General features: G+C 50.6%; 11 protein-coding genes. 8 read left to right on the forward strand and 3 right to left on the reverse strand.

Annotation, left to right across the window (positions count from 1 at the left end):
• Positions 1–6: 6 nt before the first annotated feature.
• The gene (locus C1A10_RS11995) at positions 7–1,329 is read left to right on the forward strand and encodes a pyrimidine-nucleoside phosphorylase (RefSeq protein WP_101910482.1); all 1,323 of its coding nucleotides are present in this window, start codon (positions 7–9) and stop codon (positions 1,327–1,329) included.
• A gap of 39 nt (positions 1,330–1,368) precedes the next feature.
• On the opposite strand, the gene C1A10_RS12000 is transcribed toward C1A10_RS11995, so the two are convergent.
• A complete protein-coding gene (locus C1A10_RS12000) occupies positions 1,369–2,211 on the reverse strand; it encodes an NYN domain-containing protein (RefSeq protein ID WP_101910483.1) in 843 nt (280 codons plus the stop codon).
• A 117-nt stretch (positions 2,212–2,328) separates the two neighbouring features.
• A complete protein-coding gene (locus C1A10_RS12005; protein ID WP_101910484.1) occupies positions 2,329–2,751 on the reverse strand; it encodes an Hsp20/alpha crystallin family protein in 423 nt (140 codons plus the stop codon).
• A 306-nt stretch (positions 2,752–3,057) separates the two neighbouring features.
• Here C1A10_RS12005 and C1A10_RS12010 point away from each other — a divergent pair, with 306 nt between their 5' ends.
• Both C1A10_RS12010 and C1A10_RS12015 read left to right on the forward strand, forming a co-directional pair.
• Positions 3,058–3,786 (forward strand): LytR/AlgR family response regulator transcription factor, encoded by a 729-nt coding sequence (locus tag C1A10_RS12010; RefSeq protein ID WP_101910485.1) that lies wholly within the window; start codon positions 3,058–3,060, stop codon positions 3,784–3,786.
• 11 nt (positions 3,787–3,797) lie between these two features.
• On the forward strand, positions 3,798–5,123 hold the full coding sequence (locus C1A10_RS12015; protein ID WP_101910486.1) for a sensor histidine kinase: 1,326 nt from the start codon (positions 3,798–3,800) through the stop codon (positions 5,121–5,123).
• Between the two features lie 276 nt (positions 5,124–5,399).
• Here the strand turns inward: C1A10_RS12015 and C1A10_RS12020 are convergent, their stop codons facing one another.
• Positions 5,400–6,668 (reverse strand): redoxin family protein, encoded by a 1,269-nt coding sequence (locus C1A10_RS12020; protein ID WP_101910487.1) that lies wholly within the window; start codon positions 6,666–6,668, stop codon positions 5,400–5,402.
• 176 nt (positions 6,669–6,844) lie between these two features.
• Between C1A10_RS12020 and C1A10_RS12025 the strand changes: the two genes are divergently transcribed.
• The 5 genes from C1A10_RS12025 to C1A10_RS12045 all read left to right on the forward strand — a co-directional run bounded on the left by C1A10_RS12025 (position 6,845) and on the right by C1A10_RS12045 (position 11,860).
• Positions 6,845–7,861: a CPBP family intramembrane glutamic endopeptidase gene (locus tag C1A10_RS12025; protein ID WP_101910488.1), complete on the forward strand. Its 1,017-nt coding sequence runs from the start codon at positions 6,845–6,847 to the stop codon at positions 7,859–7,861.
• Between the two features lie 13 nt (positions 7,862–7,874).
• On the forward strand, positions 7,875–8,327 hold the full coding sequence (gene tadA, locus C1A10_RS12030) for a tRNA adenosine(34) deaminase TadA (protein ID WP_101910489.1): 453 nt from the start codon (positions 7,875–7,877) through the stop codon (positions 8,325–8,327).
• A gap of 245 nt (positions 8,328–8,572) precedes the next feature.
• Positions 8,573–9,268 (forward strand): nitrilase-related carbon-nitrogen hydrolase, encoded by a 696-nt coding sequence (locus C1A10_RS12035; protein WP_341456937.1) that lies wholly within the window; start codon positions 8,573–8,575, stop codon positions 9,266–9,268.
• A 4-nt stretch (positions 9,269–9,272) separates the two neighbouring features.
• Positions 9,273–10,373 (forward strand): nitrilase-related carbon-nitrogen hydrolase, encoded by a 1,101-nt coding sequence (locus C1A10_RS12040; protein WP_180951122.1) that lies wholly within the window; start codon positions 9,273–9,275, stop codon positions 10,371–10,373.
• A 473-nt stretch (positions 10,374–10,846) separates the two neighbouring features.
• Positions 10,847–11,860, forward strand: a complete 1,014-nt coding sequence (locus C1A10_RS12045) for a LacI family DNA-binding transcriptional regulator (RefSeq protein WP_101910492.1) — start codon at positions 10,847–10,849, stop codon at positions 11,858–11,860.
• Position 11,861 lies beyond the last annotated feature (1 nt).

Raw genomic sequence — 11,861 nt, forward strand, 5'->3', positions numbered from 1 at the left:
AATCAGATGCGCATGTATGATATCATCATGAAAAAGCGCAACGGCGGAGAACTGTCCGACGAAGAAATCACATTTTTTGTGGAGGGCTACACCGCGGGCACAATTCCGGACTATCAGGTCTCTTCACTGATGATGGCGATTTATTTTCGCGGGATGACGCCGCGCGAAACCGCGGTGCTGACCGACCGGATGGCCCATTCCGGCGATACGGTGGACCTGTCCGCAATCCCCGGCATCAAGGTGGATAAGCATTCCACCGGCGGCGTAGGGGATAAGACCAGCCTTGTGGTCGCGCCGGTGGTCGCTGCCTGCGGGGTGCCGGTGGCGAAGATGAGCGGGCGCGGACTCGGGCACACCGGGGGGACGCTGGATAAGCTGGAGTCTATCCCCGGGCTGTCGGTCAGCGTGGAGCAGGAGCGCTTCTTTCACATCGTGCAGGAAGTGGGACTTGCGATTATCGGGCAGACGGGTGATATCGCACCCGCCGATAAAAAGCTTTACGCCCTGCGGGACGTGACGGCAACGGTCGACAGTCTGCCGCTGATTGCCTCCTCTATTATGAGCAAAAAACTGGCAGCGGGTTCGGACGCCATCGTGCTTGACGTTAAAACGGGCAGCGGCGCGTTTATGAAAACGCTGGAGGATTCCATCCGTCTGGCGCAGGCCATGGTGCAGATCGGCGAGCATAACGGGCGGCGCACGGTAGCGCTGATTACCGATATGGATATTCCGCTCGGCCATGCGATCGGGAATTCGCTGGAAGTGACCGAGGCGGTGGAAACGCTCAAAGGCCATGGCCCCGCCGATTTGACAGAGGTCTGCATGCAGCTTGCCTCCAATATGCTGTCGCTGGCGGGCAAAGGCAGCCTGCCCGAATGCCGGAAGCTGGCGGAGGAGGCTGTATCCAGCGGCAGGGCTTTTGAAAAGCTCAAAGGCATGGCGGCCGCTCTGGGCGGGGATGTGTCTGTACTGGACGACCCCGAAAAGTTCTCCAAAGCTCCGATCCTGTCGGAAGTAAAGGCGCCCCGTTCCGGGTATATTACCCGGATGCAGACCGAACAGTGCGGGATCGCCTCGGCGGTGCTTGGCGCGGGAAGGGAAAGCAAAGAAGATGCTGTCGACCCGAGCGCCGGCATTGTGCTTGCAAAAAAAATTGGTGAGTCAGTCACTGAGGGCGAGACGATTGCCCGTCTGTATACCTCGAAGGGCGAAACGCTGGAACAGGCGCGGCAGATTCTGCTGAACGCCATTTTAATCGGCGCGGAAAAACCCGCGCCGGAAAAACTGATTTATGCGCGTGTGACAATAGATTCTGTCGAGCGCTATTAAAAAAGGACATCCGGCCGCTAGGCTGGATGTCCTTTTTTGTTATTTGGGTTTTACATAAATTAGCTTTACCCCGCTGTCCTGTGTCCGGACGCTTTTAATATCAAACAAGCCGAGCGATTCAATAAATGGCGTCAGTTTGCTGAATCCGAAGTTACGCACGTCGAAATCAGGATAGCGTTTCACCAGCAGATTCCCAATCGTGCCGATAAACATCCAGTCGTCCTCGTCGGAATTTTCGGCAGCGATCGTCTGGATCGCCTGCTTGATCGTTTCCAGATCGGTCATATCCTCTTTTGGAAGCGGCTCGGGTGCCGCGGGGGAAAGGTTCAGGGGTGTATCCCTGCGGAAAGTCTGGGGGGCAACCACCGGTTTCGTTTTGCAGGGCTCTTTGCAGACAGGCAGCTTTGCGGGCTTTGTCTGCGCGGACGGTTCGGCGGTAGCAAGAATATCAAGATATTTAAACCGGTTGCAGGCGGAGATAAACGGCTTTGGCGTTTTGCGTTCCCCCATCCCGACAATGATCATGCCCGATTCCCGCAGTCGCGCTGCCAGACGGGTGAAATCACTGTCCGAGGAAACGAGGCAGAATCCGTTGACCTGTCCGGAATAAAGAATGTCCATTGCATCAATGATCATCGAGGAGTCGGTAGAATTTTTTCCGGAGGTATAATTATATTGCTGAATAGGCAGGATGGAATAATCCAGCAGTACATTTTTCCAGGAAGCGAGGGCCGGTTTGGTCCAGTCCCCGTAAATCCGTTTATAAGTAGCAACCCCATCATTGGAAATTTCGTCCAGAATGATTTTAATATATTTATCAGATATGTTGTCGGCGTCGATTAATACTGCAAACTTATTGTCGTTTTTATTGTCGTTTGGCATGACATCACCTCTTTTTTAGTATAACATAAAAATTTGTCGAAAACGAGGTCTTTTGCAGATAAATGCAAGAGAAAAGGTCCGCGGAGTACGTTCCGCGGACCTTTTCCTGAGGAATGCTTATTGTATGTCAATCTGCCGTTGCTGTGAGGTCTGGGGATTGGCTTTTGGCAGCCGAAGCTCCAGAACCCCATTGTTGTAAGCGGCAGAGATGTCCTGCGTATCAATACCGGACACATCGTAGCTTCTGGCGAAGGAACCATACCGGCGTTCGCGGCGGATGAAGCTGTTATCCTTTTCTTCCTTCTCATCGTTGTGCTCTGCGGATACCGTAAGAGTATCGCCGTTGAGGCTGATATGGATATCCTCTTTGGTAAAGCCCGGGAGATCCGCCTGCAGGAGAAAATGGTCGCCTTTGTCAAGGATATCCGTGCGCATTTCTGAAAACATGGACGGGAAATCGCTGAAAAAGGCTTTTTCGAAGTTGTCAAAATAATTTGTAAGGTTTCTGGTTTTACGGTCAAAAGGCATCAGGTCAAACATAGAAAAAACCTCCTTAATTTATCAGTTTTGTTTGTTTAATCTTAAACGAGTAGATGAACGATCATTCTGCTGCACAACGCAACCATCTTCTTTCTGTGAAGTTAGGTTTTTATTTCTTTCATCGCTTATAGTATAGATAGCATTTGTTAAAAAAGAGGGAAGAAATTGTTTCTGAACTGTAAAAATTAGCACTCTTACATATTGAGTGCTAATAGATTTGAAGCGGAAAAGCTGTGAAAAATTACTGTTCAAGTAATTCATTTTATGATAGGATGTTAAGGAACGAAACATGGGGGGATAAACAACATGTTGCACGTTATTTTGTGTGACGACGATTCGGAAATTTTGGATAATTACAAGTCCATGCTGGACCGGCTGGCAAAAAAACACAAACTGGAACTGGCGATTCGATGTTTCAGCAGTGCGGAGGCCATGCTGTTTGCGCTGGAAGATAACTGGTACACGGATATTATTTATCTGGATGTACAGATGTATGCAATCAACGGAATAGAGGCGGCTAAAAGATTGCGGGCGATGGGAAACCATGCGCAGATTATTTTTCTCACCAACAGCAGAGAATATGTATTTGAAAGTTTTGATGCGGCTCCGCTGCAATATCTGATCAAAGGCGGGTTTTCCGATGAGAAGTTTGAACAGGTATTCCTGAAGGCGGCTCAGCTTTCCAGCCAGAATTCCGGTGAACTTTTTGAATGCGTCAGAGGTTCCGAGCGGCTGGCGATTCCAATCCGCCAGATCGCATATTTCGAAGTGACAAAACGCATTATTACCGTTCATTACGATGATGGCGAATATGAGTTTTATTCCAGCATGGATGAACTGGAAAACCGGCTGCTGAAAAAAGGCTTTGTGCGTTCTCACCGCGCATTTTTAGTCAATGTATCGCACATCCGCCGGCTTGGGCAGGAGGAACTGGAGCTGACCGGGGGAGAACAGGTGCCTTTGGGGCGTACCCATGTGAAACAGGTAAAACAGGAACTGTCACGCTTTTTGTCAAGTGAAGGCATGATCAGATAGGAGATGGCTACATGACAAAATTCGGGGTTATTTGCCTGCTTGCGGGAATTGCTCTGCTGCTTTTTTATCTGCATGTATTTACTTATGAACGCCAGTTTTTCTCGGAGCAGCATACGAATAAGATGCTTTGGGCGCTTATATTGTTAAATACGCTGGCAGATCTCTGTGCGGCATGGGCCGGCGCTCCGCTGGCAGTTCTTTATCTGCTGGCATTTGGCCTTTTTGTGAATGAGTTTATTTTTATTTTCCACCGGGGGGTAATTCACGGCTTTCTGGTTGGGGGAATTTTCATTTATACATTGCTTTGCCTGCATGGTGTTATCATTCCGCTGATGGCGCTGCTATTCGGCATGAACATGTATATGCTGGTGCGTGATCCGTATTTATATGGACTTTCGATTTTCTGGGCGCTTGCGGTTTGCGATGCAATCCTGCTGATATTTCGGAAACTGGTGACGGTTGAACGGTTAAAAATGCTGCTGCGCTGCCGCTCACAGGCCCGGTTGGTTTGCACCAGTATGTGTTTGTTATTGGCCTATCTTTTGCTGGAAACTTATATCTATTATTATAATTTCCCGCAAATCTGGACTTCGCTGTTTCACATGCTTACCAGCCTTGTAGCGCAGGCGTCATTGTATGTGGTTCTCTGGTATTCCATAGACATCAGCTCCTATATCGAATATGAACTGAAAACCAGGCAGGTGGAAAAACAGCTGCAAAGACAGGTGGTGCACTATCAGCAGTACACCAAATATATCAGCAGCCTGCGCGCCTTTAAACATGATTACAAGCGCATGGCGGAAACGGCAAGGCATCTGGTTGACATCGGTTCGCAGGAAAAGGCGCTGCGCCTGCTTTCCCAGATGAACGAGGAGATGGAGCGCTCTTTGCGGTACGTCCAGTATTCCAACCATGTTGTGGTTGACGCCATTCTTCAGGAATGCGCCAACCGGTGCAAGGAAAAAGACTTCTCATTTTCAGCGGTCGTCAATCTGCCTGAAAGTCTTGGCCTGAGCGATCTTGAGCTTTGCCGCATTTTCGGAAACCTGGTGGATAACGCGTATGAGGCATGTGAGCAGGTGCGGGAGGGAAAGCGGTTTATCCGGATTGAAAGCGGCGTCAGCGGCGATTGGGTGACGGTGAAGCTTTCCAATTCATTTGCCGGAACAATTCAGCTGGCCGACGGGCTTCCTGTTACGCGGAAAAGCGACCAGCCCGAGCACGGAATCGGGCTTGCTTCCACGAAGCAGATTGTGGAAAGTACAGGCGGGTTCCTGCAGATAAACGTCGATTCGGACCGCCATGTTTTTGTCGTAAATTTACATTTATGCATCTGATGAAAGAGTCTGGGAAATGCCTATTTATTCAATGCGGTTCAGAACAAATTTTATGCGTTTTGGAACATCGGATAACAAGTGGGAATCGCTTTTTGGTATAGTATTTTCAGCGGATTTTGATTCTCAAAGTTCGTAAGACAGGCAATCGCTTTGTTCATCAACCCACTCGATCGTTCCCTTTCGATCACCCCTGGGTGCTGTCAAAGTATTAAAAAACAAGTCACTGCGTCCGGATAGCGCAGTGACTTGTTTTTTGTGCGGGCTAGAGCGGGCGGGCTATCTGCCCGCCTTGGTCTGTTCGATGATACTCTCCATCATACTTTTGGTCAGCGCGCCCGATACATATCCGAAGACGTTTCCGTCCGTATCAATCATAAACGTAGTGGGGAACGCACTGATTCCGTACTGCGCAAACAGTTCGCCGGTTTCGTCCATGACCACCGGGAAAGTATACCCGTTGTCGGAGAGAAACTGAATAACCCCGTCCAAATCTTTTTCCCGGTTGTAGGGATCATCGGCAGACTTGGGGTTTGCCATTCCCAGAATGATCACATCATCGCTATTTTGCCCCAGTTCCTTGTAGAGTTCTTCAATTTCAGGCATTTCCTGCCGGCAGGGAGGGCACCATGTCGCCCAGAAATTGAGGAATACAACCTTTCCCTGATAATCCGACAGCGTGTGAGTGTTGCCATACTGGTCGGTCAGAGTGAAATCCGGTGCGGGTACAACCGGCATGGATTCCTCTTCCGATGATGAGCCGGATTCGGGAGAACCGGCATTTTCAGGCGCTGCGCTGCTTTCTGACGAGGCAGGGCTGGGAACTCCGGAAAGATAGCCTGTCACGCCGTTCATCCAGCCGGTGAAGGTCATAAAGCCGATCAGAATCAGCAGCACGCCGCCGGCCTTGATGGTCCAGCGCAGGAGATTCTGCCTGTGCTTGAGAAAAGCGAGCGCCTGGGTCGTAAAGAAGCCGAGCAATGCGAATGGCAGGACAAACCCCAGTGTATAAACCAAAACCAGCAGGTTCCCGGTCAGAGCGCTTTTTGCGCCGGAGGCGAGGATCAGTACCGAGGAGAGCGCCGGACCGACACAGGGCGTCCAGGCAAAGGAAAAAGTGAATCCCATTACAAAAGCGATCAAGGGATTTACAGATTTTCCGGCAAGGTTCAGATGAAATCTGCGCTCCCGCGAAAGAAATTTTAAGTCAAAGAAGCCTGCCTGTACCAACCCCAGTATCAAAATCACAATACCGCCGATTCGGGTGAAGATCGTTTTATGCGCGTTGAAAAACTGGCCGAGAACCGAGAAAGACAGTCCAAGCAGAAAGAATGCAAAGGAGATGCCCAATACAAAAAACAGGGTATGAAGCAGGGTACGCCCGCGGGGATATAGGGGTTCGCCGCTCTGGGATTTTACGCCGCTGCCCGCCAGATAACTCATGTAGACAGGCAAAAGCGGAAGTACACACGGCGAAAAGAAGGATAGCAGCCCTTCCAGAAAAACGAGAAGAAAACTGATGTGCTGCACAGCATTGAGTCCCTGCATGTGATACCCTCCTAAGCTTAATAATGGATAAAAATAGTATATTTTACATTACAGGAAAATCAGAAAAAAGTCAAGGGAATGGTGCAGATTTTCATAAAATATGATATACTGTACTGTATCTTTATAAAATACGGCCTGATGGCCTGAGATAGAACAGATAGATTCGGGGTAACATTATGCAGGAATACTCGCTGCCGCCTCAAAGCGGCAACTCAATGGAGCCGGGCAACAGGGAAGACTATGAACGGTTCCGCATCAAACTCGGCTGGAAAAATAGCCTGCGCTCGCAGGGTGGGCTTCTCGCACTGACTGTAATCGTGAATGTGCTGCTGCTCTACGTCATTCAGACAGCAGCCTCATGGGTGCTTTCCCCGCTGCTTTGGGAGTTTCCGCAGCTTACTGATCTGGCGAATGAACTGTTTACTTTTTTCCTATACATTCTGGCGTTTTTGCTTCCATACCTGGCATATGCCAAATTGGTGCATTTCAGTTTCCGGGAGATTCCCTGTGACCGTCCTGACCCGCCGGTGCTTGCGTCTTGTGTGGGGATTGCTTTGGGCGCTTCCGTGGCGGGCGTACTGCTTTCCGCCCTGGTCAGCCTGTTTTTTTCGCTGTTCGGGCTTTATCCGATGGAATTTCCGACGGGTTTGCCTTCACAGCCGCTGGTGGCCCTGCTGTATCTGCTGAACATGACCGTTTTGCCGGCTGTTGTGGAAGAACTTGTCCACCGGGGGATTGTGCTCGGCTCTTTACGCAGGTATGGCGACGGGTTTGCGATTGTGATTTCTTCCATTCTGTTCGCTATGCTGCACCGCAACATGGTGCAGGCTCCTAACGCGCTGCTCCTTGGGCTGCTGCTGGGCTACTTTATGGTGAAAACCAATTCCATTTTTACCTCTATGACGATCCATTTTGTTAATAATCTGATTGCGGTGCTATTATCCATTTTTGTGGAGAATATGGGGGATATGGGAGCTTTTCTCGTGCAAAGCGCGCTATGGCTGGTTTATCTGGCGGCGTGTGCGGCAGGCCTGATCTACCTGCTGGGGGTCCGGCGTGTGCAGCTGGAACTGATGCGTCCCGGCTGTCCGCTGGATACGGCGGAACTGCACGGATATTTTTGGTCGACGCTGCCCGCAGTGGTCATGGTACTGTTGATGATATGGGTGACTTTTTTGAATTTTACCAGATAGCAGGAGTAAAATAATGACGGACACGGATTTTATGAGGCTGGCGCTGGAGCTGGCGGCTCAGGCGGCGGCTCTCGGCGAGGTGCCGGTGGGGGCCGTGGTCGTGTGTGACGGCGAGGTTGTGGGAACCGGCTTTAACCGGCGCGAAACCGGAAAAAATGCGCTTGCGCACGCCGAGCTGGAAGCGATTGATGCCGCATGCAGAAAACTGGGCGGCTGGAGGCTCCACCGCTGCGACCTGTATGTGACGCTGGAACCCTGCCCGATGTGCTCCGGCGCGATTGTAAATGCGCGCATCCGGCGGCTGGTGTATGGCGCGAGTGACCCGAAAGCGGGATGCTTCGGGTCTGTCTGTGATTTCAATGCCCTGTCGTTTAATCATAAGCCGGAGGTAACGGGCGGGGTTATGGCGGAGGAATGCGCGGCGGCGCTTTCTGATTTTTTCAAAACATTGCGCAAAATACGGTGAAAAAAGTCGATTATCTACAATATATTGTGTCGTTCACAATTTGTTCACCATTGTAGGCATACTCCATGCTATAATCTTTTCAGAAACGAAACGTTTCTATGTTAATCCCCCCTCCTTTATTTTATCTCCAGATTATTTTTCCTGATAACGGGCATTATGCTCGTTATTTTTTTGCATTTTAATCGGAAAAACGGTATAATGTCAGTTAAATAAATTGTCGAAAGTGGGGGACGGGTTTGGATAATGTGGTAACGGAAGTGGTAATGCCCTGGCAGCCGCCGTCCGACGGAACACGCCTGGTTCTGCTGTCTGATGACACCGTGCATGCAGGGCGGCCGGAGGTCAACCGGCATCTGCGCGGCTGTTCCGAATACGCCAAACGCCACGAAGTCTGGCTTGTCAGCGGGCTGGTCGTGCATAAGGATAACCTCTGCCTTGCGCTCTTCGGGCCGGACGGAAACCCGCTTTGCCGCCAGCCGGCCATCCATCTTGCAATGCCGATGCGGGGAACGCTGAAACCGGCGGATCAGGTGGAGGTGGTGCATACCGAACTGGGGAATCTCTGCCTTTGCGTGGACGCGGATATCCTGCATCCGGAAACAGTGCGGGCAGCCGCGCTGAAGGGTGCCGATGTTGTAGTCAGCATCCAGCATCTCGATCCGGTGGATGACACCCCCCAGCGCCTGATGGCGTCTGTCTGGAACGCGGCGCAGACCAATAATCTATATGTCATAGGCATTATGTGCGGGAACTGCGCGGTAGCCTGCCCCGCACCGCTCACCCGCAGCAAAGACGGCTATCTGGTGCGGCGCACGCGCAACCTTCCGCTGAGGTTCGGACTGAATCTGGTCCGGCTGGATGACATCCGCTCCCAATTCCAGATCATCGAGGGCCTGAATAACCGGCTTGTGCAGAATTATGCCGCTGAACTGGGGAGATAGTCAGATGTGGAAACTGATTTTGAATCTGCTCGCATTTTGGATGTCCTTCCGTATAACCCCCAAGAAGATTACGGATTATTTGGAGTCCAGGGTGGGTGAACCGAAAAACAATCTGGAATACGTCACGCCGGAGACTGTGCGGGTGTGCGCAGTGCAGCTTACGCACCGCCGTTATCATCATCTGCGGGAGTTTTTGGATGAAATGCTGTCCCTGACCGCACAGGCGGTGGAAGAGGGTGCACAGATGGTGGTGTTCCCCGAATATATCGGGCTTGCGCCTCTGACGCTTGTGCCCGGTATGGAATCGCTGCTGCGCCGCACGGTTCTGGGAGGCGGCCTGTCTGACCCCGATGGGCTCAGGCTGCATCCCAAATGGGCGAAATGGATGCTGGAAGCGTTTCATCATATGATCTATGAAACCTATGTGTACACCTTCAGTACCATTGCGCGGCTGAAAAAGGTTTATCTGGTCGCCGGTACCACACTTTTGCTTGAACAGGGAAGCCTGATCAACAGCAGTATGGTTTTTGCGCCGGACGGCAGTACCGTCGGTGCACAGGGAAAAACGAATATTGTCGGGCTGGACCGGCAGCTCGGTGTGGAGCCCTCCAGCCAGATTGAGATCATTGATACGCAGATGGGAAAGCTGGGCGTCATTATCGGTTCCGACGTTTATTACTTTGAGAATTTCCGGATTGCCAAGGCGCTTGGGGCGCAGATCATCGCGGTGCCGGATTCCAGGGCGGGTATCGTGTGCAACTTACTGCGCTGCCGGGCGGATGAACAGCAGATTTATACGGTTTATTCCTGCTATGCGGGAATCGCGGCCAATACTCGCGCCGGCATCTTCTGCCCGACGGAAATCGGGCCGCGGCGGACCGGCATTACGGCGATTGCCGACACGATTGACACGGCAGCAGTCACAGCCCGAATCAATGTCAGTAAACTAGGGGGGAGCGCCCGGCTGGAAGCGGGGGAACCCAACGATTCGTTTTTGCAGGGTGACTATCTGCACAGTTACTGCTATTGCGGCGCCCTGCCGATTGTGGATACCGAATCCGAGACTGTGCGGGACCAACTGCAGGAAGAATTCCCGGAAAAATAAAAATTGATGTCAACAGTAAAAAAGAGCCTGCAAAAGCGGGCTCTTTTTCTGTCTCTATTCAGATCAGACATGTTGCTGCATCATTTAGTCATGGTAAAGTGCATAAAAATCAACTGCATATTATAGAAACCATATAGAAAAAAAGGAAATATCAAAAAATAATTGGGAATCATGTTGACATTATCGGTTCAAATCAATATACTGTCAATGTAATCCATTACATAAACCGGTAATAATTTGTTTAGAAACTACTAAAAAATCGGATTTTATCGAATCATTTAATTGTAATCTATTACATAATTGCAAAAATAGTCAGAATATCGAACTGCTATTGACTTTTTGGAAAAATAAGGCTAGTGTAAATGAAAAGCCTTTTCCTGTAAAATGAGGGGCTTTACAGGAAAATTGAAGTGGTTTACAGGGGTAACCATGTAAATTTTTCGTAATCGTTTACATGATCGAGAGGGGTCTTTATGAGTACAATAGCTGATGTTGCAAAGGAAGCGGGCGTTTCGGTGGCAACCGTATCGCGCGTAATCAATGGAAAAGGAACCGTTACCGCTGAAACCGCCGAGCGGGTTAACGCCGCGATTGCCAAGTTTCATTACCAGCCCAATGTGTGGGGACGTAATCTGCGGAGAAAAGAAAGCCGCATGCTTCTGGTGCTGATTCCGAATATCACCAATCCGTACTATTCTTCCATTGTTTCCGGAATTGAGGATACCGCGCGCCGGCAGGATTACACCACCATCCTGTGCATTACCAATTCGGATAAAACGCGTGAGCAGGAGTTTTTGAATCTGCTTCGCAGCGGCAGGGCCGACGGCGCGATTTTTCTGGCAACGGAAAGGGACAGCCTGACTGTCACCAAGCTGGCGAGAACCTATCCGGTCGTCCAGTGCTGTGAATATTGCGGGGATGAAGAAATTCCGCATGTTTCGATTGATAATTTTGAGGCCGCGCGCCAGGTGCTGCGCCATCTGCTGAACCTCGGGCACAGGCAAATTGGATTTGTCGGCAGTACAAACCGCTTTATCTCCACCCTGCAGCGTGAGGAAGGCTATAAAAGTGCTTTGGAACAGGCGGGTTTGCAGCCGGATGAACGGTATTTAGCTTATGCGGATGATGATTATAATTTTCTGAGCGGTGTGAGGGCTGTGTGGGAACTACTCTGTTTAAAAGACCGCCCCACAGCGGTATTTTGCATTTCTGATATGATTGCCCTTGGCGCTATCCGCGCGGCAAATGAATTGGGGCTGGATGTGCCGCAGGACCTTACGGTGGTAGGCTTTGACGATGTGGAATACGCTTCGATGTTCAAGCCGATGCTGACCACGGTGTCCCAGCCCTGCTACTCCTTGGGGAAGGTGAGCGCCACAATGCTGCTGCGTCAGATTGCGACCGGCGAAAAAGGCGGGGCGGTGTTCCTGGAGCATAAATTAATTTTGCGCGACTCATCGGCGTTTTATAAAGCTGGTGATGAATAAT

Source organism: Marasmitruncus massiliensis, assembly GCF_900186535.1.
Classification (GTDB): Bacteria; Bacillota; Clostridia; order Oscillospirales; family Ruminococcaceae; genus Anaerotruncus; species Anaerotruncus massiliensis_A.

Coding starts and splice junctions, on each gene's coding strand:
- C1A10_RS11995 (WP_101910482.1), top strand. CDS start 7: ATGCGCATGTATGATATCATCATGAAAAAGCGCAACGGCGGAGAACTG.
- C1A10_RS12000 (WP_101910483.1), bottom strand. CDS start 2,211: ATGCCAAACGACAATAAAAACGACAATAAGTTTGCAGTATTAATCGAC.
- C1A10_RS12005 (WP_101910484.1), bottom strand. CDS start 2,751: ATGTTTGACCTGATGCCTTTTGACCGTAAAACCAGAAACCTTACAAAT.
- C1A10_RS12010 (WP_101910485.1), top strand. CDS start 3,058: ATGTTGCACGTTATTTTGTGTGACGACGATTCGGAAATTTTGGATAAT.
- C1A10_RS12015 (WP_101910486.1), top strand. CDS start 3,798: ATGACAAAATTCGGGGTTATTTGCCTGCTTGCGGGAATTGCTCTGCTG.
- C1A10_RS12020 (WP_101910487.1), bottom strand. CDS start 6,668: ATGCAGGGACTCAATGCTGTGCAGCACATCAGTTTTCTTCTCGTTTTT.
- C1A10_RS12025 (WP_101910488.1), top strand. CDS start 6,845: ATGCAGGAATACTCGCTGCCGCCTCAAAGCGGCAACTCAATGGAGCCG.
- tadA (WP_101910489.1), top strand. CDS start 7,875: ATGACGGACACGGATTTTATGAGGCTGGCGCTGGAGCTGGCGGCTCAG.
- C1A10_RS12040 (WP_180951122.1), top strand. CDS start 9,273: ATGTGGAAACTGATTTTGAATCTGCTCGCATTTTGGATGTCCTTCCGT.
- C1A10_RS12045 (WP_101910492.1), top strand. CDS start 10,847: ATGAGTACAATAGCTGATGTTGCAAAGGAAGCGGGCGTTTCGGTGGCA.